Genomic DNA, 21,950 nt, shown 5'->3' with positions numbered 1-21,950 from the left:
TCCAGCAGACATGATGAATCAGATATTCTCGCCGATGGGAATCCCTCGCGATTCCGTCAGGTCAGATTATGCTCTAGCTCAGATCCTTCGGGCGCAGGCAATGTGTCAACCGCGCCGACGACAGGCCAGACCAGTCGCCCTCGAAGACGAAGCGCGCAAGCGCCGCTGTCGGGAACTTTTCCTCCAGCCTCTTGCGCGCCTTGATCTCCGACGTTGGCGCGGCAAGCTGTTTCGCCAGGTTCTCCAGGCCTGGATTGTGGCCAACCACCACCAGACAACCGCTCGACGGGTCGGCTTGACGAATCTGGCCCAGAATATCGGCTGCTGAAGCTTCGTAGAGCGCTTCGGCGAACGCCACCCGCGGGTGCACGGGCAACTCTGCCGCCACCAGCCGCCAGGTGTCGCGGGTGCGCAGCGCCGGCGATACCAGCGCCAATTGCGGCAGCCAGTCGCGCGCCGCAAGCTCGCGGCCCATCAATCGGGCGGCCTTCAACCCGCGATCGGCCACGGGCCGGTCGAAATCATCGAGATCAGGGTCGTCCCAGCTCGATTTGGCATGGCGAAGCAAGAGAAGTTGTTTCATCGGCATTTGTCAGGACCAGGGAATCGAGGCATTGAAATCCTTGCCATGTCCGCCACCGTACTTCGCGCCTGTGGCAGCATCAAAGGCGGCTGTCAGGACGCCGAAGACAAACAGGCCCACACGTTGCTCGTCCCGATCCCACCTGACGGCGACATCTGCCTCGGTGATCGCCCACGCGCCTGAGCGAATGTGAATCACGCCAATGATCGGTCCAACCGCCTGGCCCTCGATTTCGCTCAGATAAAAATAGGCCGTAGCGTTTTGTGGTCCATCGGCCTCATCGTACTCGAAGACACCGGCGAGGTCGCCTTTTCTTCGCATTGAACTGTCGAAGATGTCCAAGACTTCGATCCTAAAACAGCGTCGACACATCACGCGCGCCATGCACGATGCGCACGATCTCGATCCATCTTCCGGCCAGGCGATAGAGAATTAGATAGTTGCCAATGGTCAGCGCTCTGGCGTCAGCGGCGATATCGGGTCTGCGCAGTCCGGATTCGGGAAAGTCAGCAAGGTGCAGGATGCGCTCGGCGATGGCATCCAAAAAATGGTCGGCGGCACGTGGGCTGTCCCCGGCGATGGCAAGCCAGATATCGACAAGATCATTTTCCGCCGCCGGGCTGCGAATGATCTGTATGCTTCCCATGGTCTATTTCTTGGAAGCGTCGATGAGCCGGCTGCGGGCTTTTCGCTTAATGTCCTCGATGTCGAAATCAGCAAACGGGCCGCTCTCCAGCCCCTCCGCCCAAGCCTTGCGCAATCGCTCAACTTCGGCTTCGCGGAGCGGCTGACGCAAGCGCCACTCGCGCAGCGCCTCGCGGATCACTTCACTTGCCGATCCATAGCGTCCGCTGCCGACGGCGTCCTTGACCATCTCCAGGAGTTCCGGGGAAAGCGCCACGCTCACTTTTTCGACTGTCGTCATCGAACTGTCTCCTTGGTCAGAAGGTAGCAATATTTGCTACCAGCCTCAAGGTCAGGGCGTAATCCGTGCCAGATGCTCAAGGTCGGCTTCCTCGCGCAACGGGTCGGGTGCCATCACCACCGAAGTGCCGTTGTCGGCGTCGTCGGCAAAGTGGGCAAGCACGGTGCGGCCCGCCTCCATGCGCGCCTTTCCCTCGGCGACCAGCCCCAGCGCGAGCGGATAGAGCCTATGCTCGGCCTTCAGCACCCGGGCGGCCAGCATATCCGCATTGTCGCCGACCATCACCGGCACGGCCGCCTGGGCGATGATCGGGCCGTCGTCCATTTCGGCTGTGACGAAATGGACGGTGCAGCCGTGGATGCGAAGGCCGGCTGCGAGCGCCCTTGCATGGGTGTCGAGGCCCTTGAACGCGGGCAGCAGGGCGGGGTGGATGTTGATCATGCGGCCCTGCCATTTCTCGACAAAGCCGGTGGTGAGCATACGCATATAGCCGGCCAGCGCCACGATCTCGGCATTGAATGCCTTGAGTGCCGCGTCGATCGCGGCATCATGCGCCTGCTTGCTGCCATGGTCGGCACGGGAAATGGCCTGCGTGGCGATGCCGCGGGCCTTGGCGATGGCGAGCCCAGCGGCATCCGCCTTGTCGGAAATGACGCCGACGATCTCGGCCGGGAAGGCCGGGTCGCTCGCCGCCGCGATCAGCGCCGTCATGTTGGAGCCACGTCCCGATATCAGAACGACGGCGCGTTTCCTCTGCGTGCTCATAGGCCGATCGAGCCCCGATAGATCACTCCGGCGTCGCGGCGCGGCACGATGCGGCCGATCGGCGTCACCGTCTCGCCGGCTTCCTGCAGCACGGCGGCGACCTGCGCCGCCTGGCCGGACGCCACCGCCAGGATCATGCCGATGCCGCAATTGAAGGTACGCATCATCTCCTCCGGCGCCACGCCGCCGGTCTTGGCCAGCCAGGAGAAGACCGGAGGCACGTCGATCGCCTCGAGATCGAGCTCGGCCGAGAAATCCTTGGGCAGCACGCGTGGAATGTTTTCCGGGAAGCCGCCGCCGGTAATGTGCGCCAGCGCCTTTATGCCATGCGTGTTGCGGATCGCCTTCAGGATTGACTTGACGTAGATACGCGTCGGTTCGAGCAGCGCCTCGGCCAGTGTGGCCTCGTCGTTGAACGGCGCCGGATCGCCCCAGGCAAGGCCGCTGGCGGCAACGATGCGGCGCACCAGGGAAAAGCCGTTGGAGTGGAGGCCGGAGGAGGCGAGGCCCAAAAGCACGTCGCCCTCGACGATGTCGTCGGTGGGCAAAAGCTGGCCGCGTTCAGCCGCACCCACGGCAAAGCCGGCAAGGTCATAATCCTTGCCATGGTACATGCCGGGCATTTCCGCTGTTTCGCCGCCGATCAGCGCGCAGCCGGCCTGCCGGCATCCTTGGGCGATGCCGCCGACGATCGCTGCGCCCTGGTCGGGATCGAGCTTGCCGGTGGCGAGATAGTCGAGGAAGAACAGCGGCTCCGCGCCCTGCACGACGATGTCGTTGACGCACATGGCGACGAGATCGATGCCGATCGTGTCGTGCTTGCCGGCATCGATGGCGATCTTGAGCTTGGTGCCTACGCCGTCATTGGCGGCCACCAGAACCGGATCGGTGAAACCTGCAGCCTTGAGGTCGAACAGGCCGCCGAAACCGCCGATCTCGCCGTCCGCGCCCGGCCGGCGCGTGGCGCGCACCAGCGGCTTGATCTTCTCGACCATCAGATTGCCGGCATCGATGTCGACGCCGGCCTCGGCATAGGTGAGCCCGTTCCTGCGCTTGCCCGTTTTGTGCTGGCCCGTTTTTTGCTGGCCAGTTTCGCGCTTGCTCATCGCAATTTTCCTGCTCGTTTGCGGGCTCTTCGCATGAACGGTTTCTGTCCGCAAGGATAAGGGCGGAAGCGGGCGCCATTTGGCCCGACAAAAGCGTGGATAGCCGGGGCATCGCACGCGGCGTTTGCGGCTAGCCAACCTGCTTCTTGCTTGCCTCGGCTCTCCATCTGCCTCATCTATCTCAAGGCAAAAATACGGCGGGACAATGCGTTGACCATCCCCAACATGATCACCATCCTGCGCCTTGTCCTGGTGCCCGCGGTGGTGCTGGCGATGCTGCAGGCGCGCTGGGACTGGGCCTTTGCCGGGTTCGTCATCGCCGGCGTCTCGGACGGCGTCGACGGCTTCATCGCCCGCCGTTTCAACCAGCAGTCCAGGCTCGGCGCCTATCTCGATCCGATGGCCGACAAGCTGCTGCTGGTGTCGGCGTTCGTCGTCATGGGCCTCGCAGGCGAACTGCCGCTGTGGCTTGTCATCACCATGGTGTCGCGCGACGCGCTGATCGTTTGCGCCGTATTGCTGTCTACCGTCATGGCCCATCCGGTCGAGATGAAGCCGCTTCTGGTGTCGAAGGCCAATACCGCCATCCAGATCGTGCTGGCGGCGACTGTGCTGGGAGAGCTCGCCTTTGCCACGCACCTCGACCCTCTGCGGCCTGCCCTCATATTGCTGTCCGGGGTCTTGACCGTGGCTTCGGCCACGGCCTATCTCGTGACTTGGCTGAGGCATATGAGCGGCTATGGCGAAAGCTCCACTCCGGACATCTGAGAAAGAAGCGGCAGTGATCGAAGCTGCGGCTGCCGATCTTGCCGCGTCTTCCGCGTTCCGCCGGCAGATCTTCTTCTGGCTCGCCGGCGCGGCGATCCTGGCGCTTTTCCTCTATGTTTTCAGCGCCATCCTGCTGCCTTTCGTCGCCGGCATGGTGCTCGCCTATTTCCTCGATCCCGTCGCCGACCGGCTGCAGCGGCTCGGCCTGTCGCGCTTCATGGCGACGGTGGTCATCCTCATCACCTTCCTCATCGTACTGGTGCTGGCTTTCGTCATCCTCATTCCGGTTCTGGCCACCCAGATGGCCGATTTCGCCGGCAAGCTGCCGGAGTATCTGACCCGGCTGCAGAGCCTGATCACATCCTTTGATCCGAAGTGGCTGGAACAGAAATTCGGCGTCAACGCCAATGGCTTGCGCGACGGGCTGAACTCCTTGCTGACCTCGGGCTTCGGCCTGCTCACCACGGTCTTCACTTCGATCTGGAGTTCCGGCGTGGCGCTGGTTTCGGTGGTCAGCCTGTTCGTGGTGACGCCGGTCGTCGCCTTCTACATGCTGCTCGACTGGGATCGCATGGTGGCGGTCATCGACAGCTGGGTGCCGCGCGACAATGTCGCGACCGTGCGCGCCATCGCGCGCGACGTCAACACCGCGACCGCCGGCTTCGTCCGCGGCCAGGGTACGCTCTGCCTTGTCCTGGGCGCCATGTATGCCACCGGCCTGACGCTGACCGGCCTGAATTTCGGCATTCTCATCGGTTTGTTCGCCGGACTGATCTCTTTCATCCCTTATGTCGGCTCTCTAACCGGACTGGTGCTGGCCGTTGGCGTCGCTTTCGTGCAGTTCTGGCCGGATTGGACCATGATCGTCGCGGTGGCGGTGGTCTTCTTCATCGGCCAGTTCATCGAAGGCAACATCCTGCAGCCCAGGCTGGTCGGCAAAAGTGTCGGCCTGCACCCGGTGTGGCTGATGTTCGCGCTGTTTGCCTTCGGTGCGCTGTTCGGCTTTGTCGGCTTGCTGATTGCGGTGCCGGCATCCGCCGCCGTCGCCGTGCTGGTGCGCTTTGCCATAGCCCGCTATCTCGAATCGCCGCTCTACAAGGGCCATTCGACACAGCCTTTGCCGCCGCTGCCAGCCGATCGCGGCGGGGGCCACCGCACGCAGTCGCGTGGCTGAAGTGACCGCCCAGCGAACCGATCCGCCGCGCCAACTGCCGCTCGATCTCGGCCATGGCACTGGCTATTCGCGGGACGAACTCGTTGTCTCCGGCACCAACCACCAGGCGGCGGCGCTGGTCGACCGTTGGCCGGACTGGCCGTCGCCGGTGGTGGTGCTGGCCGGTCCCGCCGGTTCCGGCAAGACGCATCTCGCCTCAATCTGGCGTGCGCGTGCCAACGCGCTGGCTGTGGATGCCAGGCGCATTGGTGACAGCATCGCCAATCTCGGCGCTCGCCCTGCGCTGATCGACGATGTCGATGCAGGGGCGATTGACGAACAAGGCCTGTTCCATCTTATCAATGCGGTGCGTGGCGCCGGCTCGACGCTGTTGTTGACGGCGCGCCGCTTTCCTCTGGCCTGGGGTGTTTCGCTGCCGGACCTTGCGTCACGGCTGAAGGCGGCGGCGACGGTCGAGATCCATGAGCCTGATGATCTCCTGCTCGCCGGCGTCATCACCAAGCTGTTCGCCGACCGCCAGGTCGAGGTCGAACCGCATGTGGTGCAGTATCTGGTGCGGCGCATCGAACGCTCGCTGGCGACAGCAATGCGCGTGGTGGAGCGGCTCGACCGCACCGCGCTCGAGCGCAAGATGCCGATCACCAGAGCGTTGGCGGCCGAAACGGTCAGCGCCATGGATGAGGGGCAGGGCGAGTTCGAGATCTAGAGCAGTTCCAGGAAAGGTGTGAAACGGTTCTGTCCGGAATTGCGTCAAAACAAGAGTTAGGCCGGCCTCGATATTCATCCGGCCTGCAAATGGCGGTTCGTTGTCCCCAACTGCCGTCCCATTTCGGGAAACAGCAACTGGCATCCATCTTGCAACGCAAGCTTGCCGGCTGATCCCGGTCCTGATTGCGCTCCAAATCAGGTGCGGGCTCGCCGGGCACGAGGCGGTTGGGGTTCTCGCCTGGCGAGCTCGCTTTCAAATGCATTGGGCGATTGCCGATGCTCAGACTGCGGAACGTGCTCAACCGCGGCGGTAGCCGGCGAGTTGGGCATCATCGACGTCAGGCAAATTGATCACGATGTTCTCGGGGGTTCGGCAGGCCAGCCACCACAGTTCCTCCGTCGTGCTCATATTGGCCTCGAGATGTGGCAGGAACGGCGGCACGAACATGAAATCGCCCGCCGATAACTCGACGAACTCCTGATAGTTCTCGCCGAAATAGATACGGGCATTGCCCGACAGCAGGTATGCGCCGGTTTCAGCTTCGCCATGGTGGTGTGGCAGCGAACGAAAGCCGGGCGCGTTGCTTGCCTTGCCGAACCACAGTCTTGTCGCCGAGGTGTGTTGCGGCCCGACACCGGTCACCAGCGCCATGCCCCCGGACTGGCTGGTCTTGTTGCTCTCTTGGCCCTTCCGGGTAATCACCGGCCTGTTGTTTGCCGCCATTTCGAAGCCCCCCATTGCCGTCTTCAGACTTGCACCAGAAAATTGTCGCGGCAAGCCCACGACCGGAAGCGGCGCAAGGTGGCCAGACGGTCACGCCGAGGCTATCGGTACTGCGTTTCGAGAAGGATGGTCGGAGTGGAGAGATTCGAACTCCCGACCCTCTGGTCCCAAACCAGATGCGCTACCAGCCTGCGCTACACTCCGAACGGTCTGTTGCCTATTCATTTCGGTGCTACATGGCAAGTGCAAAAACCTTGCCGCGGTCCCCATTGCGCAGTAATGACGGGCGAAAGGGCGGCGATGCTGCCTTGCACAGTAACGAGGTGGCCATGTCCGCGCGCATTTTCAGCCCAGCCAAAACCGCGATGCAATCCGGCAAGGCCAAGACCGGCCACTGGGTGCTGGAATTCGACCCCGAGATGCGCAAGAAAATCGATCCTCTGATGGGCTATACCACGTCGGGGGACATGAAAAGCCAGATCAGGCTCACCTTCGACACGCGGGAAGAGGCGGTGGCCTACGCGGAAAAGGAAGGGCTTGGCTTCCGCGTCGAGGAGCCGAAAGAGCCCAAGCGTCGCCAGATTTCCTATGCGGAGAATTTCCGCTATGACCGCAGGACGCCCTGGACGCATTGAACGCTGGCCCAAATGGGCTCCAGAGCGAACACCACCGGCTCCAAGCCGGCCAGCGGTCCCGTAGCTCAGCTGGATAGAGCACCGGCCTTCTAAGCCGATGGTCACAGGTTCGAATCCTGTCGGGATCGCCAACAATTTCAAAGGGTTATCCGTTTGATCTTGCCGAAGCCGCCGAATCTTCCCGCCGATTGCTGCCAAGGCTGCGGCGCTGTGTAACGGAAGCTGGGCGGGAATTTCAGGCCCGTCCGCGCGGCGACCGTGAAATTATTTCGTGATCTGCCAAGGCTGGAACCTTAGCGCGCACTGCGCGTTCGGGGCCTTGTATTCGCGGAGCCTCATAAAAGGCAATGTGCGGGCTGGCGAATGGGCGAGGCAAAGTAAGCGCGGGTTGGGGGAGGAGAAGCCAAGCCATGTCGAAACGTGAAATTGGAACGTCCCCTGCCTTGGGGCGGCGTATCGCCGAACTGAAGGCCAGAATGCGGGATGCCGAAATTTCCGATTATGAGATGAAGACCTTTCACAAGGTCGCCGCCATCATGGGGGCAGGCGACGGCTCCCTACAACTGGATGCCGACGACCTGATCGCGGCATCTTTCGTTGTCGAGGCGGGCGAATCGATGCCCAACCGCTGACGTTCAGGATTTCCCTGCATCCGCTTGAATTCGGTGAATGAGCTTTGCTTTCATCGCCGGAGCACGGTCGTCCACTAGCGAGCGTGCCCGGCTCCGGGTCATCTGATCTCGAATTGAAGGAAAGTCTTATCTGTTTGCGTTGGCACGTCATGGCAGGGACGGCTAACGGAGTGGAACAGGATGAAGCTTGACCTGTCGCCGACCAGCTGGGGCAGGGTGATCGCTGTCACGGCCGCCGGCACGGCATTCTTCATTGCTGTGGCGTTCTTCGTCGATTCGTTCAATTTCCCCTGTCTATCGTCCGACGCTGTTCGGCGCGAGGAACTGACCCACCTGCTGCTTCCTCTGATGCTGGGCGGTTCGTTTCTGTTTTTTCTCATGTGGAAGATCCGCCAGCTGGCCATAGCCCAGCGCGACCCTAGCGTCATTGCCGCGGCCGACAGTCTGACGGCGGTTCTGAACCGCGGCGCCTCTATGCTGCCAAATCGAATGGACAGGTCAGCTTCGATCCGGCGGAAGCCCCGCCGATGCCTCCGCCCGGCCCCGCCACCGTGCATTGACCACAGCCTTCGGCGGACAGACAGAACCGCTTCCTTGACGCTTTCTTGTCGGTGTGCTTCCTCCGGTAAGTGATGTATGGGGCACCGCCGGGGACGTTCCAGCCTTCTTGAGCTCCTCGACCGTCCCGGCCGACGGCACGGCCGGGACCTTTTCGGTGCCGGCGAATGAATGGCGAGACAGCCCCGGCAAGGCCAGATAAGCACAGCGATCATGATCCATTTGTTCAACGGCTTTCAAAACCCGTTTGGCGGCAGCGAACGCGAAACCCTGGAGCTGTATCGGCTGTTGAGCGCCGACTCGGCAGTACGTCTTTGGGCAACCTCCTGGCGCGTGTCCGACGAGTTGATGCGGCAGTTTCCGATTCGCCGTATCTCGCCGGCAACGCGCAACGTGCCTGACGGCGGCATCTATGTTTTCGTCGGCGCGCATTGGCGCAACAAGCTGTGGCCCTACCTGATCCGGCGGCCGCGCCGGCTGATCTATGTCTTCAACACCTTTCATCCGAAGATCATTGCGCTGACGACACGCATGCCGCGCCTGCTGGGCTGGCCGGAAGCTGAATTGGTGCTGATCTCCGATTTTCAAAAGCGCATGCTGCATGTCGAAGGCGTCGTGCATCCGTCGCCGATCGATATCGACCGTTTCTCACCACGGGTGGCAAGGCCGGATGGTCCGTTTACCGTGGGGCGGCTGAGCCGGGATACGGCGGACAAGCATCATGGCGACGATGTGGCGCTCTACGAGGCCTTGCTGGCCGATGGCGCTGCGGTACGGATTCAGGGCGGGATGCCGCTCAGGGACAAGCTCGCGCCGCACCCCCAACTCGAACTCCTGCCTCAGGGCCAACTGGCCGCCGAACAGTTCTTGCCGACGCTCGACGTGTTCTACTATCGCACCGGTTCGCATGTGGAGACATTCGGCCGCGTGGTGTTCGAGGCGATGGCCTGCGGTTTGCCCGTGGTCTGCCATTCGCATGGCGGCTACGCCGACCATATCAGGCACGGCGAAAACGGCTACCTGTTCGAAACGACGCAACAGGCGGCAGCGATTCTGGCCGAACTCAAAACCGACCCGGCGCTGCGGGCGAGAGTTGGCCGCAAGGCGCGGCAGACCGTCGAGCAGCTGTTTTCGCCGCAGGCATTGCGGCAGCGGCTGGACTTTTATCGCGGTTAGCGGTGCCACGTGGTCTGGTCTTCCAGACACTCTCGGCCAACGATCCACCCAGCTCGTTTGGCATCGATCTCCACATCGCGCTAAGGCTTTTATCAGGCGAATCGCGGGGCGGCCGGCATCGGTGCGCAAACAGATCGAGCAGGGCTTCTACCGATGACACTGATGGGCGCGGCGGCACTGCTGATCCTGGTCCTCACCTATGCCGGCGTCGCCATCGGCCGTATACCTGGCCTGCGCCTTGACCGGGCAGGCATTGCGCTGCTTGGCGGCGCGGCGATGATCGCCATCGGCACGGTCAGCATGGAGGATGCCTACCGCGCCATCAATTTCGACACCATCACGCTTCTCCTCGGCATGATGATCGTGGTGGCGCATCTGAAGGTGTCGGGCGCCTTCCGCGGCCTTGGCGCCATCGCCATCGAGCATGCGCATGCGCCCTTCATGCTCCTGGTGATGGTGACGCTGCTGACCGGCGTGCTCTCGGCCTTCCTGGTCAATGACGCCATCTGTCTGGTCATGGCGCCGATCGTCGTCCACGTCACCCGCGTCATCAACCGCAACCCGGTTCCCTATCTGATCGCCACCGCCACGGCGTCGAACTGCGGCAGTGTCGCCACCATTACCGGCAATCCGCAGAATATGGTCATCGGGGCGCTGTCGGGCATTTCCTATCCAGCCTTTTCGGCGGCGCTGGCGCCGGTCGCCTTGTTCGGCCTTGTCGCGGTCATCGTCATCGTGCGCATCGTCTACCGGGCCGAATTCACCCGCACCGCCCAATTGACGCCGCATCTCTCGCGCGGCCGCATGCATCGCGGGCAAGTGCTGAAGGCCGTGATTGTCTGCATCGGGCTGGCCATTGCCTTCTTCGCCGGCGTTCCCGTTGCCAAGGCAGCCTTGATCGGCGGCGCCATTCTCCTGCTCACCCGCGCTATCAAGCCGGAACGCATCTACCGTGAGATCGATGGCCCGCTGTTGTTCATGTTCGCCGGTCTGTTCGTGGTGGTGGCGGGCGCCGAAAGGACGCTGCTGACGCCCGACATCATTGCCTCGGCCAGGAATCTCGGCCTGGACGACGTCTGGCGCCTGTCCGGCTTCACGGCGGTGCTCTCCAACATCATGAGCAATGTTCCGGCCGTGCTGGCGCTGCGGCCGTTCATACCCGGCCTGGAGAATCCGGAGCGCGCCTGGCTGGTCGTCGCCATGAGCTCGACGCTGGCCGGCAATTTCACGTTGCTCGGCTCGGTCGCCAACCTGATCGTCGCCGAACAGGCGCGCAACGCGGGCACGCAGCTATCGTTCGGCGCTTTCTTCAAGGTCGGCCTGCCGCTGACGCTGGTGACGCTCGTCGTCGGGACGGTGTGGCTGGCGTTCGGATTCTAGACCCGGCTGCCTGGAATCCGCGATAGCGATGGATCAGCATGATCGAAAAGCTACCGTCGATCAGCAGCACGATTTTCCGCATGACCGGAGCAAGGATTTGCGCCAAGAACTCGACGCCAGGATTGAGCGGCGCGGGCCGAGCCATGATGACTCGTGGACGCATGCCGCCCGGCGCGACGAGGTCGGGTGCGGTTCCCTGTACCTCGAGCGGGCCCGCGGGTCAGGGCGATACGTCGACATGGCCTTTCATCTTGAGTTGGAAGCGGAAAAACATCGACCGCTCCCACCGTGGCGGCACCGCTATTTCAAGCCGCCGCCAATCCCTTGCCTGCCGTTTGCACGCGCGCGGCCGCCGCCAGAAGGTCGGTCTGGGTGATCAGGCCGAGAATCCGCCGCTCGCCGTCGACGATGACCACGGCATGGCTGCGCCCGTCGGTCAGCACCGGCAGCAGGCTCATCGCCGGCGCCTCGGGCGCGGCGGTGCCGGCTTTCGACATCACGCTCTTCACGGTGTCGGTGGCTTTCGTCAGTTCGCGCAAGCCGACGGCGCCAACCAGCCTTGCTTCGGCGTCGACCACCGGCAAGGTGCGGATATTATGATCGAGCAGTTGCTGGCGCGCCTCGTCGATCGTGGCCTGCTCGGGCACTGAAACGACGTCGCGGGACATAATGTCCTTGCACAGCAGCGTCCGGTGCGAGCGCACCATGGCCTGCAACTCGACTTGTCTCAGCAGCCGTTCGAGGTCGTCGCGGTCGATGTCGAACGTCTCGTCGAGCGTGGTCAGCGCCGCGTCGATATCCTCGGGCCGGAAGCCGACGCGCTGCTGCGCCGGCGGATCGGCGGTGCCGTGGCTGTTGGCGGCGGGGGCGGCGACATGCGGATAGTTGCGCCGCGCGAGTTTGTGGAAGAGGAAGCCGAGCGTGACCAGAATGGTCGAATTCAAGGCCACCGGCACGAACGGAAACAGGAAGCCCGCGCTGATGACGGCCGGCCCACCGAGCACCCCCGTCAGCGCCGCCGCGCCGCCTGGCGGATGCAGGCAGCGTGTGAACGACATCGCCGCGATGGCGAGCGCTACAGCCAGGCCCGACGCAATGACCGGATCATGGACGAAATGCGCCACGGTAACCCCCACCAGCGCCGATATCGAATTGCCGCCGATGATCGACCAGGGCTGCGCCAGCGGGCTCGCCGGTACGGCGAAGAGAAGCACGGCGGATGCGCCCATCGGCGCCACCAGCAGGGCTACGTGCGGGCCGCCGCCCATGGCCAGCCCGCTGATCACGCCGGTCAGCGCGATGCCGAGCGTGGCGCCGATACACGCCAGGATGCGTTCACGCAGCGTCGCGCCGGCGAGGATGGGGACAAAAAGACGAAAGGCCATGGGCAAGCTTGTGACGAGTGGGTTGAGCGCGGATTCCGGTGCGCCACGCAATGCAGCCGAACCCGCGGATTTGAAAGTCAAACAAATCCGGAAAGTCGCGACCCGGGAGAATAATATTGCGCGCCGCGCGTCGCCGGACTGCTGCGAGCGGCTCGCGCTTTGTCATCAGCGTCAAGACGTTGCGGTCGTTCTTGCCGTTCCGTCCGGCAGTCGGCCTCGTATGCGACGGTCAGGCAGCGGCTGCGGCCAGGCCGCGCATGATGTCGGTTTTCAGGTCGTCGACATCCTCAAGGCCGATCTGCAGGCGGATCAACGGACCTTCATAAGGGGCCGTTGCAACAACGCGGTCGCTGAGCCAGACCGGCACCGCAAGGCTCTCATACCCACCCCAGGAATAGCCGAGCCCAAATATCCGCAGCGCGTCGAGGAAGGCGTGCTGCTGTCTCTGGCCGCCTCCGGCAAGCACGATCGAAAAGATGCCGCTCGAACCGGTGAAGTCGCGCTTCCATAGGCCGTGGTCCGGGTGGCTGGGAAGGGCGGGGTGAAGCACGCGCGCCACGCCCTTCTCGCCTTCGAGCCACGACGCGATGGCGAATGCGCTGCGCTGGTGATGCTCCAGGCGCACGCCCATGGTCCGCAGGCCGCGCAGCACCTGGTAGACATCGTCGGGGCCCGCGCAGCAACCAAGCGTGCAAAAGCTCTCATAAAGTTGCTCCCAGCAGCTCTCATTGGCCGAGACCGTGCCAAGCAGCACGTCGGAATGGCCGGCCGGATATTTGGTTGCCGCATGGATGGAGATGTCGACGCCATGGTCGAGCGGCCGGAAATAGAGCGGCGTCGCCCAGGTATTGTCCATCATCACGATGGCGCCGGCCGCACGCGCCGCCTTGGCGATCGCCGGGATATCCTGCACCTCGAAGGTGTTGGAAGCCGGCGATTCCGTGAACACGACCCTGGTGTTGGGCTTGATCAAGGCGGCAATGCCAGCGCCGATGCGGGGATCATAATACTCCACCTCGACGCCGAGCCGCTTCAGCATCGTGTCGGCGAAATTGCGGGTCGGATGGTAGACGGAATCGACGATCAGGAGATGATCGCCGGCCGATAGGAAGGCAAGCAGCGGAACGGTCACCGCTGCCAGGCCAGACGGCACCACGATGGTGCCGGCGGATCCCTCCAGCGCGTCGATGGCGTGGGCAAGGGCATCCGTCGTCGGCGTGCCGCGCGTACCGTAAGTGTATTTCTGGCTGCGTCCCACCATTGCTTCGGCATTGCGGAACAGCACGGTGGAGGCATGCACAACCGGCGGATTGACGAAGCCGAAATAATCATGCGGGTTGTTGCCCGAATGGGCAAGCCGGGTGTTGATGCCCACCTTGCCGTAACCCTGCGCGCTGCCGTCTTTCGCCATTCTTCTTCGCCTTGTTTGATAGGGCGCTAGCCATAGTGCCGCGTCATGGGCCGTGCAACAGCCCAGCACCCGCCAGGAATGGACTTCGAATGTGCCAATTCTCAAGGGATCGGCGTCGCGGCCAGGCGCCGACCTCGCTGCCAGGTGCGTGGTGCTGATCGCCCTGCTGTTCCTCGTCGGCGTCATGAACATGGTGGGGGTCGCCGGCATCGCCGTCCTCGTTTCCCCGGGAAAAGGCAGTCACGGCCCAGTTGATCCCGCGCATTTCCGGCGCGTTGATGGCGGCGGCCGGAACGAGGCTCCTGTCTCGCGCGTTCCAAGGCCGCAGCCCTGGTGACAGTCTTCGGAAGGACCAATTCATAGCGCGTCCAGATCAGTAGCGCCAAAGCTATTGCCAAGACGGATTTCGTTACCGCGGCCTCGCATTGTGTTGAATGCGCTTTGCCGGCTTTATTTGCACACTGATCAAATTGCGGGTGCGTTTGTCTGCAATTCAGGCAAACAGGGCAATCGATTTTCAAACACGTTCGGATTCGGTCATTTCCCTTGACCTCACGGGAATTATCGCCTTCGATGCCGTCCGTGAATGGGAGGCAGCGCGTCGGTTGCGATGCGGGGTTCCGGGAATGGGCCGGGATGGGAACTGCGTTCACACGGGAAAAAAGATCAGGGTTTGCCTGAAAACAGAGAAAAGGGTCTGTGGGTCATGAAACATATTGCTTTCGGCATTCTTGGCGCCGCCACGCTGGGGATTATGGCGTCGGCCGCTTCGGCGAGCACGCTCGACACCGTCAAGGCGAAGGGCTTCATCCAGTGTGGCGTCTCGACAGGTTTGGCCGGCTTCTCGGCGCCGGATGACAAGGGTGACTGGCAAGGCATCGACGCGGATTTCTGCCGCGCCGTTGCAGCCGCTGTCTTCGGTGACGGCACCAAGGTCAAGTTCACGCCGCTCAGCGCCAAGGAGCGCTTCACCGCCCTGCAGTCCGGCGAGGTCGACGTTCTGTCGCGCAACACCACCTGGACCATCAACCGCGACACAGCACTTGGCCTGAATTTCGTCGGCACCACCTACTATGACGGCCAGGGTTTCATGATCAACGCCAAGAAACTGCCGGGCGTCAATTCGGCGCTCCAGCTTTCGGGCGCCGCCGTCTGCGTGCAGAGCGGCACCACCACCGAGCTCAATCTCGCCGACTACTTCAAGGCGAACAAGATGGAGTACAATCCGGTCGTCTTCGAGAAGCTCGAAGAGGTCAATGCCGCCTACGATGCCGGCCGCTGCGATGTCTACACCACCGACCAGTCGGGTCTCTACGGCATCCGCCTCACTCTCGGCTCGCCAGCCGATCACGTCGTGCTGCCCGAGATCATCTCCAAGGAGCCGCTCGGACCGGCGGTGCGCCAGGGCGACGACCAGTGGTACCATATCGTCAAGTGGACCTATTTCGCGCTGCTCGACGCCGAGGAACTTGGCATCACCAAGGCCAATGTCGATGAGATGAAGAACTCGACAAGCCCCGAGATCAAGCGCGTGCTCGGCCAGGAAGCCGACACCAAGATCGGCACCGATCTCGGCGTCTCCAATGACTGGGTCGTCAACATCGTCAAGGCCGTCGGCAATTACGGCGAAATGTTCGATCGCAATGTCGGCTCGGGCAGCCCGCTCAAGATCGCTCGCGGCATCAACGCGCTGTGGACCAAGGGCGGCCTGCAATATGCTCCGCCGATCCGCTGATTGAAATGTGATCCGGGAGGCATATCATCTGCCTCCCGGTTTCTCTTTCCAGGGGACGGTCGAATGGCATCGCAGGAAGTTCTTCGCGAGGAGTCCAGCCGGGCTTCCTTCGTCAATGATCCGAAAGTCCGCAGTCTCTTCTTCCAGACGCTTGTCGTCATCGTTCTGTTCGGCTCTGTGTGGTGGATCGTGCAGAACGTCATCGACAATCTGCAGCGCCTGCACATCGCCTCCGGCTTCGGCTTCCTCAAGGGACGTGCCGGGTTCGATATCTCGGACACGCCGATCGCCTACACGTCTGACGATACTTACGGCCGCGCCATCGTCGTCGGCCTGATCAACACGATCATCGTCGCCGTCGCCGGCATCATCACCGCCACCATCATCGGCTTCGTCATCGGCATCGGCCGCCTGTCGCAGAACTGGCTGATCCAGAAGATCTGCACGGTCTATGTTGAGATCTTTCGCAACATCCCGCCGCTGCTGGTCATCTTCTTCTGGTATTCCGGCGTGCTTGCCGTGCTGCCGGCGCCACGTGACAGTATCCATCTGCCGTTTGGTTCCTTCCTCAACCAGCGCGGCTTCTATTTTCCGCGCACCATCTGGGGCGAGGGTTCCTGGCTGATCCTGGTGGCGCTCGTCGTGGCTGTTGCCATGGCATGGTTCGTCGCCCGCAGGGCGCGCCAGCGCCAGATGGCGACCGGCCAGCAATTCCCGGTGTTCTGGACCTCCTTCGCGCTGATCGTTGGCCTGCCGCTGCTCGCTTTCCTGCTCAGCGGAATGCCGCTCACCTTTGATCTGCCGAAACAGTCGACCTTCAACCTGACCGGCGGCTTCCAGGTCAAGCCGGAGTTCCTGTCGCTCTATCTGGCTCTGTCCTGCTACACGGCAGCCTTCATCGCCGAGATCGTGCGCGCCGGCATCAGGGGGGTCAGCAAAGGCCAGACCGAGGCGGCCGGCGCCCTGGGCTTGCGCTCGGGGCCGATTTTGCGGCTCGTCGTGGTGCCGCAGGCCATGCGCATCGTGATCCCGCCGCTGACCAGCCAGTATCTCAACCTGACCAAGAACTCGTCGCTGGCGATCGCCATCGGCTATCCGGACCTGACGGCGACCGCCGGCACCGTGCTCAACCAGACCGGACAGGCGGTCGAAGGCGTGCTGATCATGATGGTCGCCTACCTCATACTCAGCCTTGTGACCTCGGCCGTCATGAACGTGGTCAACGCCAAGATGGCGCTGGTGGAAAGGTAGAGCCATGCAGGAACACGACATGTCCTGGGTGCGTGCCGAGATGGTGCTGGCGCAGCCTGCGCCAGCAAGCGTGCGCGGCCCAACGGCCTGGGTGCGCAAGAACCTGGTCGGTTCGGTCGGTGACACGATCCTGACCATCATAGGCATCGCGCTGGTCGTCATGATCCTGCCGCAGATCATCAACTGGGCGTTCATCAATGCCCAGTGGACAGGGCCGAATCGCACTGTCTGCGCCACCGTTGCGCAAGGCGGCATTCAGCCGGACGGCTGGAGCGGCGCGTGCTGGGCCTTCGTCAATGCCAAGTTCGGCCAGTTCATGTTCGGCACCTATCCGATCGAGGAGCGCTGGCGCCCGATTCTGGTCGCCATCCTGTTCGTGGCGCTGCTGGTGCCGATGCTGATCCCGCGCGTGCCGCGCAAGGGACTGAACGCGATCCTGCTCTTCCTGGTGTTGCCGATCGTTTCGTTCGTTCTGCTGATCGGCGGCATGTTCGGCCTGCCGCATGTCGAGACCTCGCGGTGGGGCGGCCTGCTGGTAACGCTCAGCCTGTCCTTCGTCGGCATTGCCGTGTCGCTACCGCTGGGCACTGTGCTGGCGCTCGGCCGGCGTTCGAAGATGCCGATCGTCAAGACGCTTTGTGTGGTCTTCATCGAGACGGTGCGCGGCATCCCGCTGATCACCGTTCTGTTCTTCGTCAGCGTCATGCTGCCGCTGTTCCTGCCGGCTGGGGTCACCTTCGACAAGTTTCTCAGGGCATTGATCGGCGTGTCGCTGTTTGCGGCGGCCTATATGGCCGAAGTCGTGCGCGGCGGCCTGCAGGCGATCCCGAAGGGCCAGTATGAAGGCGCCGATTCGCTTGGCCTCGGCTACTGGCAGAAGATGGGGCTGATCGTGCTGCCGCAGGCGCTGAAGCTGGTCATCCCCGGCATCGTCAACACCTTCATCGGCATGTTCAAGGACACCAGTCTGGTTCTCATCATCTCGATGTTCGACCTGCTCGGCGTCGTCAAACAGAATTTCTCGGACGCCAATTGGGCGACGCCACAGACCGCGAAATCCGGTCTGGTCTTCGCCGCCTTCGTGTTCTGGCTGTTCTGCTTCGGCATGTCGCGCTATTCGATGTACACCGAACGCCGACTCGACACCGGCTACAGACGCTAAACAAAAGAATAAGGGGATCCTGTCATGGCCACCGAAAACGCCGTCAGCGCGGAAGAGCTCAAGGTCAATGCCGCCAAGATGCACATCTCGACCACCGATGTCGCCATCGACATCATCGCCATGCACAAATGGTACGGCGAGTTTCATGTGCTGAAGGACATCAACCTCAAGGTTATGCGCGGCGAGCGCATCGTCATCTGCGGCCCGTCCGGCTCCGGCAAGTCGACGATGATCCGCTGCATCAACCGCCTGGAAGAGCACCAGAAGGGCAAGATCATCGTCGACGGCAAGGAACTGACCAATGATCTGAAGAAGATCGACGAAGTGCGCCGCGAGGTCGGCATGGTGTTCCAGCACTTCAATCTGTTCCCGCACCTGACCATCCTGGAGAACTGCACGTTGGCGCCGATTTGGGTGCGCAAGACGCCGAAGAAGCAGGCCGAGGAAATCGCCATGCATTTCCTCAAGCGCGTCAAGATTCCGGAGCAGGCCAACAAGTATCCGGGCCAGCTCTCCGGCGGCCAGCAGCAGCGCGTGGCGATCGCCCGTTCGCTGTGCATGAACCCGCGCATCATGCTGTTCGACGAGCCGACCTCGGCGCTCGACCCGGAAATGATCAAGGAAGTGCTGGAGACCATGGTCGGCCTTGCCGAGGAAGGCATGACCATGCTGTGCGTCACGCACGAAATGGGCTTTGCCCGCAAGGTCGCCAACCGGGTGATCTTCATGGATCAGGGCCAGATCGTCGAGCAGAACACACCGGCCGAATTCTTCGATCATCCGCGCCACGAGCGTACGAAACTGTTCCTGTCGCAGATCTTGCACTGAGCGCTCCGGCACCGGTTCAAAACAAGCCCGGCGGCACCACGGCCGGGCTTTTTGCATATGGCGATCGGCCATGGTCGCTGCCGTCGAGGAGAGGGAGCCCCCAAACCGGACACCGATGAAAAAGCCCCTGCGTTTCCTGGCCATGTTGGCAGCCATGTTCATGCTTGCCGCCGTCCTCGGCACGCTGGTGCCACGCCCGCTCTGGCCGGCGGCCGCCGCTGGCGAGAGCACGCGGCGCATATTGGTGCTGAAGAACCCGATCCACACCGACATCGCCATCCCGTGGACGACGCGGTTCGCAGGCGTTTTCATTTCCTGACCGAGGCCGGCCTTCCGGCCGACGCACCCGAGGTGCGCTACATCATCTTCGGCTGGGGTGGTCGCGCCTTCTATCTTGAAACGCCAACATGGTCGCAACTAAAGGCGGTGCCAGTGGTCAAGGCGATGACGCTCGATGCCTCTGTGATGCATGTCGATGTCGCCGGCGCGATCGCCGAGCCGCATCCTGACGTCGCTGGCTTCGACATTGGCGAGGATCGGTTCGCGGCGTTGCTCGATTATATCGCGGCCAGCTTCCAGCAGGGGCAGAACGGCCCGGTCGTGATCGAGAATGCGGGCTACTCCAACTTCGACCGCTTCTACGAGGCGAATGGCCGTTTCAACGCGCTGATCGGCTGCAACACCTGGACGGCGGCGGCACTGCGCACGGCCGGGCTTCGCACTGGCTGGTGGAATCCGCTCCCGGCTTCGCTTGGGCTGTCGCTGCGGCTTTACAATTGAAATTTGGACAGCAGCGGTCAGCCCGTTTTGCGATCCTGCCTCATCATATAGTCGCGTAGTGCCTTGTTGATCGCGCTCTGATAGCCCCGACCATCGGGGGTGCGTCTCTTGAACCAGGCGACAAGGTCGGAATCGAGGCGAAGGGTCAGTTGCTGCTTTATAGGTCTGAAATGCGGATTTCGAGCAGCATTTTGCCAGAATTCTTCGGCCAATTCGGGAGTGTCGCTCGTATCGACGTCATCTTGCGAGCGCGCTTTCAACGCTGCGATTTCCGCCTTCTGTGCTTCTGTCAACGGAGAGGGATTTGTCGGGTCGAATTCAAATCGAACGATTTTGCGCATAATATCTTCTTTCTTTCGTCGTGGCTCTGCGCGCTGAAATGATCCGTATAACCTCGGTTCCATCTTCTTCTCGATCGGCATGGGCAATAAGCAATACGAGCGTGCCGTCAATCCTACCGATGGTCTGCCAACGGTATTCGCCGTTTTCGACTCTGTCCTGTACCGCCAGCGCGAAAGGGTCGGAGAAAACACGAACGGCAGTCTCGAAACTCACGCCATGCTTGCGCAGATTTGATGCTGCCTTTTCTGGATCCCATTCAAACCGCAATTCGTTCATGCGCAGTAACCACAAAAATGTAACTACAATTCACCATTGCGTCAAGACAGATGGGACTTCCTGGCGGGCTAACGCCTGATGATCCTCCGCTACCTCCATCCGTAGAGCCAGTCCAGATCCGCAACGAGCTTTTCCGGTGGCCGCTTCGCCAGAACCAGGTTGCGGGCGAATGCCACCGGACCCGAGGCATGCCAGGCGAGGCGGTTAAGCGCACCGCGCCGGATGACCTTGACGATGCGCGGCCGCCGGAGATTTTCCCAGATGGTGAGGCTCTGACGCAGATCGGCAGGGAAGTCAGCCACCAGGCTGGCAAGCGTTGCCGCGTCTTCGATGGCCATTGCCGCGCCTTGTGCAGCGAACGGGGTCATCGCATGTGCGGCGTCACCGATCAGAGCGATGCCGGCTGGCGTCGTCCAGGGCTGCTTCTGTTCGACTGTATGGAGCGGCCAAGTCAGCCAAGGGCCAGCCATTTCTACCAGCCTTGCAAGGCCCGCGGCCGTGCCGCGCATGGCGCCGGCGAGGATGCCGGGATCGGCATGCCCGGACCAGCCCTCGGCAATGCGCTCGCCTCTGGTGAAGGCGACAAGGTTGAAAGCGTCACCCTTGCTGACGGGGTAGGCGACCATGTGGAATCCCGGATGCAGGAAGGTCGTGACGCTGTCGGTAGCGCCGATCGCGGCAAATGCTTGTCCGGCGGCGCTGCCGGCAGCGACAGTGGTGCGCCAGGCCAGTTCGCCGGAAAAACGGCTTCTCGGCGATGCCGCTCCCCGGGCCCGATCGACAACCGCGCGCACCGACGACCATACGCCATCGGCCCCGACCAAAAGGAAGCCCTGTGACTGGACGGTCTTGCCGTCCTTCTCGACTGTGGCCGTCACACCATCGCCACCTGTGACAACATCGCTCAAGCGCGCGCCTGTGACGAGCGCAATATTCGGGTTTTCGGCGACGCGTTCGGTCAGTGCGCTCTGCAGATCGGCCCGGTGAGCGACGAGATAAGGCGCCCCCCAACGTTTTTCGGCGGCTTGCCCCAGCGGCACGCGCGCCAGTTCGCGCAACGTCGCGGCGTCCTTCAGCACCACTGCTTCCGGACGCACCGCTGCCGGCAGCAGCCGGTCGAGCACGCCGAGCTGGCGTAGGATATGTGTCGCGTTTGGAGAAAGCTGGATGCCGGCGCCCACCGCGTCCAGCCGCTCCGCCTGTTCGAACAGCTGTGCGGGGTAGCCGCGTTCGCCGAAAGCCAGGGCCGCGGTCAGCCCGGCGACGCCAGCTCCGGCGATCACGATCTGCCGGGGCTGTGCATCGGGCATGATTTCAGCCGCTGGAAATCAGGCGGCCCGGTCGATGTAGAGACAGCCGGCCGGCACCGTTTCCGTCGCCTTCAGCTTTGGCGAATAGCGGTAGAGCGTCGAGCAATAGGGGCAGACCTTCTCATTGTCGTCGCCCATATCGAGAAACACATGCGGGTGGTCGAAAGGCGGGTTGGCGCCCGTGCACATGAATTCCTTGACCCCGATGTCGATCGCCGGGTAGCCCGCATCGTTCTGGAAATGGGGAATGGAACCGCCTGCCATCGTCGTCTCCTGATCTCTTGCAATTGCATCTGGATCATAACCCGTCTCTTTGCAAGATCGATGAAATCAAAC

The 21,950-nt window shown here is 62.5% G+C and carries 26 protein-coding genes, 2 tRNA genes and 1 pseudogene; 15 read left to right on the top strand and 14 right to left on the bottom strand.

Annotated elements, in window-relative coordinates; all coding sequences use genetic code 11:
* Window positions 1–73 precede the first annotated feature (73 nt).
* From FJ934_RS19365 to purM, 6 genes are read right to left on the bottom strand one after another with little or no spacing between them, the layout of a single operon-like run.
* Entirely contained in the window at window positions 74–583 is a 510-nt protein-coding gene (locus FJ934_RS19365; RefSeq protein ID WP_140611381.1) for a histidine phosphatase family protein, read from the bottom strand.
* A gap of 9 nt (window positions 584–592) precedes the next feature.
* On the bottom strand, window positions 593–925 hold the full coding sequence (locus tag FJ934_RS19360; RefSeq protein ID WP_140611379.1) for a hypothetical protein: 333 nt from the start codon (window positions 923–925) through the stop codon (window positions 593–595).
* Window positions 926–935: 10 nt separating this feature from the next.
* The gene (locus FJ934_RS19355) at window positions 936–1,229 is read right to left on the bottom strand and encodes a type II toxin-antitoxin system RelE/ParE family toxin (RefSeq protein ID WP_140611377.1); all 294 of its coding nucleotides are present in this window, start codon (window positions 1,227–1,229) and stop codon (window positions 936–938) included.
* Window positions 1,230–1,232: 3 nt separating this feature from the next.
* Complete coding sequence (locus FJ934_RS19350) at window positions 1,233–1,508, bottom strand: type II toxin-antitoxin system ParD family antitoxin (RefSeq protein WP_140611375.1); 276 nt, start codon at window positions 1,506–1,508, stop codon at window positions 1,233–1,235.
* Between the two features lie 51 nt (window positions 1,509–1,559).
* Window positions 1,560–2,273 carry a phosphoribosylglycinamide formyltransferase gene (gene purN, locus FJ934_RS19345; RefSeq protein ID WP_140611373.1) on the bottom strand — a complete coding sequence of 238 codons (714 nt, stop codon included), beginning with the start codon at window positions 2,271–2,273 and terminating at the stop codon, window positions 1,560–1,562.
* Window positions 2,270–3,379 (bottom strand): phosphoribosylformylglycinamidine cyclo-ligase, encoded by a 1,110-nt coding sequence (purM, locus tag FJ934_RS19340; RefSeq protein ID WP_140611371.1) that lies wholly within the window; start codon window positions 3,377–3,379, stop codon window positions 2,270–2,272. The genes purN and purM overlap by 4 nt, the downstream gene beginning before the upstream one ends.
* Before the next feature lie 210 nt (window positions 3,380–3,589).
* Between purM and FJ934_RS19335 the strand changes: the two genes are divergently transcribed.
* The 3 genes from FJ934_RS19335 to hdaA are packed head-to-tail and all read left to right on the top strand — an operon-like array spanning window position 3,590 to window position 6,027.
* Complete coding sequence (locus FJ934_RS19335) at window positions 3,590–4,147, top strand: CDP-alcohol phosphatidyltransferase family protein (protein ID WP_140611369.1); 558 nt, start codon at window positions 3,590–3,592, stop codon at window positions 4,145–4,147.
* Entirely contained in the window at window positions 4,119–5,321 is a 1,203-nt protein-coding gene (locus FJ934_RS19330; RefSeq protein WP_140611367.1) for an AI-2E family transporter, read from the top strand. The genes FJ934_RS19335 and FJ934_RS19330 overlap by 29 nt, the downstream gene beginning before the upstream one ends.
* 1 nt (window position 5,322) lies before the next feature.
* Window positions 5,323–6,027, top strand: coding sequence for a DnaA regulatory inactivator HdaA (gene hdaA / locus FJ934_RS19325; protein ID WP_140611391.1), 705 nt, complete (start codon window positions 5,323–5,325; stop codon window positions 6,025–6,027).
* 300 nt (window positions 6,028–6,327) lie between these two features.
* Here hdaA and FJ934_RS19320 read toward each other — a convergent pair whose 3' ends face one another.
* Window positions 6,328–6,681 (bottom strand): cupin domain-containing protein, encoded by a 354-nt coding sequence (locus tag FJ934_RS19320; protein ID WP_246671566.1) that lies wholly within the window; start codon window positions 6,679–6,681, stop codon window positions 6,328–6,330.
* 199 nt (window positions 6,682–6,880) lie between these two features.
* Window positions 6,881–6,957 (bottom strand) — tRNA-Pro (locus FJ934_RS19315).
* A gap of 125 nt (window positions 6,958–7,082) precedes the next feature.
* On the opposite strand from FJ934_RS19315, the gene FJ934_RS19310 reads away from it, so the two are divergent.
* From FJ934_RS19310 to FJ934_RS19285, 6 genes are all read left to right on the top strand, one after another.
* A complete protein-coding gene (locus FJ934_RS19310; RefSeq protein WP_140611365.1) occupies window positions 7,083–7,388 on the top strand; it encodes an ETC complex I subunit in 306 nt (101 codons plus the stop codon).
* 54 nt (window positions 7,389–7,442) lie between these two features.
* A tRNA-Arg gene (locus tag FJ934_RS19305) sits at window positions 7,443–7,519 on the top strand.
* Between the two features lie 279 nt (window positions 7,520–7,798).
* Window positions 7,799–8,020, top strand: coding sequence for a hypothetical protein (locus FJ934_RS19300; RefSeq protein ID WP_140611363.1), 222 nt, complete (start codon window positions 7,799–7,801; stop codon window positions 8,018–8,020).
* A gap of 180 nt (window positions 8,021–8,200) precedes the next feature.
* Window positions 8,201–8,653: a hypothetical protein gene (locus tag FJ934_RS19295; protein WP_246671565.1), complete on the top strand. Its 453-nt coding sequence runs from the start codon at window positions 8,201–8,203 to the stop codon at window positions 8,651–8,653.
* A 138-nt stretch (window positions 8,654–8,791) separates the two neighbouring features.
* Window positions 8,792–9,754, top strand: a complete 963-nt coding sequence (locus FJ934_RS19290; protein ID WP_140611361.1) for a glycosyltransferase family 4 protein — start codon at window positions 8,792–8,794, stop codon at window positions 9,752–9,754.
* Window positions 9,755–9,907: 153 nt separating this feature from the next.
* Window positions 9,908–11,134, top strand: a complete 1,227-nt coding sequence (locus FJ934_RS19285; protein ID WP_140611359.1) for an anion transporter — start codon at window positions 9,908–9,910, stop codon at window positions 11,132–11,134.
* A gap of 305 nt (window positions 11,135–11,439) precedes the next feature.
* Here FJ934_RS19285 and FJ934_RS19275 read toward each other — a convergent pair whose 3' ends face one another.
* Together FJ934_RS19275 and FJ934_RS19270 are read right to left on the bottom strand one after the other, a co-directional pair.
* Window positions 11,440–12,519, bottom strand: a complete 1,080-nt coding sequence (locus tag FJ934_RS19275) for an HPP family protein (RefSeq protein WP_140611357.1) — start codon at window positions 12,517–12,519, stop codon at window positions 11,440–11,442.
* 229 nt (window positions 12,520–12,748) lie between these two features.
* Window positions 12,749–13,930, bottom strand: coding sequence for a cystathionine beta-lyase (locus FJ934_RS19270; RefSeq protein WP_140611355.1), 1,182 nt, complete (start codon window positions 13,928–13,930; stop codon window positions 12,749–12,751).
* A gap of 91 nt (window positions 13,931–14,021) precedes the next feature.
* Between FJ934_RS19270 and FJ934_RS19265 the strand changes: the two genes are divergently transcribed.
* The 6 genes and pseudogenes from FJ934_RS19265 (at window position 14,022) to FJ934_RS19240 (ending at window position 19,686) form a co-directional block, all read left to right on the top strand.
* The gene (locus FJ934_RS19265; protein ID WP_140611353.1) at window positions 14,022–14,267 is read left to right on the top strand and encodes a hypothetical protein; all 246 of its coding nucleotides are present in this window, start codon (window positions 14,022–14,024) and stop codon (window positions 14,265–14,267) included.
* Between the two features lie 369 nt (window positions 14,268–14,636).
* On the top strand, window positions 14,637–15,665 hold the full coding sequence (locus FJ934_RS19260) for an amino acid ABC transporter substrate-binding protein (RefSeq protein ID WP_140611351.1): 1,029 nt from the start codon (window positions 14,637–14,639) through the stop codon (window positions 15,663–15,665).
* Window positions 15,666–15,728: 63 nt separating this feature from the next.
* On the top strand, window positions 15,729–16,916 hold the full coding sequence (locus FJ934_RS19255; RefSeq protein ID WP_140611349.1) for an amino acid ABC transporter permease: 1,188 nt from the start codon (window positions 15,729–15,731) through the stop codon (window positions 16,914–16,916).
* 4 nt (window positions 16,917–16,920) lie between these two features.
* The gene (locus FJ934_RS19250; RefSeq protein WP_140611347.1) at window positions 16,921–18,078 is read left to right on the top strand and encodes an amino acid ABC transporter permease; all 1,158 of its coding nucleotides are present in this window, start codon (window positions 16,921–16,923) and stop codon (window positions 18,076–18,078) included.
* A 24-nt stretch (window positions 18,079–18,102) separates the two neighbouring features.
* Window positions 18,103–18,906, top strand: a complete 804-nt coding sequence (locus tag FJ934_RS19245; protein ID WP_140611345.1) for an amino acid ABC transporter ATP-binding protein — start codon at window positions 18,103–18,105, stop codon at window positions 18,904–18,906.
* A 115-nt stretch (window positions 18,907–19,021) separates the two neighbouring features.
* A pseudogene (locus tag FJ934_RS19240) lies at window positions 19,022–19,686 on the top strand (TIGR02117 family protein).
* 17 nt (window positions 19,687–19,703) lie between these two features.
* On the opposite strand, the gene FJ934_RS19235 reads toward FJ934_RS19240, so the two are convergent.
* From FJ934_RS19235 to FJ934_RS19220, 4 genes are all read right to left on the bottom strand, one after another.
* Window positions 19,704–20,027 (bottom strand): BrnA antitoxin family protein, encoded by a 324-nt coding sequence (locus FJ934_RS19235; RefSeq protein WP_140611343.1) that lies wholly within the window; start codon window positions 20,025–20,027, stop codon window positions 19,704–19,706.
* Complete coding sequence (locus FJ934_RS19230; RefSeq protein WP_140611341.1) at window positions 20,005–20,304, bottom strand: BrnT family toxin; 300 nt, start codon at window positions 20,302–20,304, stop codon at window positions 20,005–20,007. Before FJ934_RS19230 ends, FJ934_RS19235 begins: the two co-directional genes overlap by 23 nt.
* 89 nt (window positions 20,305–20,393) lie before the next feature.
* Window positions 20,394–21,614: an FAD-dependent monooxygenase gene (locus FJ934_RS19225; RefSeq protein ID WP_140611339.1), complete on the bottom strand. Its 1,221-nt coding sequence runs from the start codon at window positions 21,612–21,614 to the stop codon at window positions 20,394–20,396.
* An 18-nt stretch (window positions 21,615–21,632) separates the two neighbouring features.
* Window positions 21,633–21,878 (bottom strand): zinc-finger domain-containing protein, encoded by a 246-nt coding sequence (locus tag FJ934_RS19220; RefSeq protein WP_140611337.1) that lies wholly within the window; start codon window positions 21,876–21,878, stop codon window positions 21,633–21,635.
* Window positions 21,879–21,950: the final 72 nt, after the last annotated feature.

It is taken from the genome of Mesorhizobium sp. B2-4-12, from assembly GCF_006441575.1.
GTDB lineage: Bacteria > Pseudomonadota > Alphaproteobacteria > Rhizobiales > Rhizobiaceae > Mesorhizobium.
Note: the sequence above shows the minus strand (reverse complement) of the source record. Positions and strands in the feature narration are given on the sequence as shown.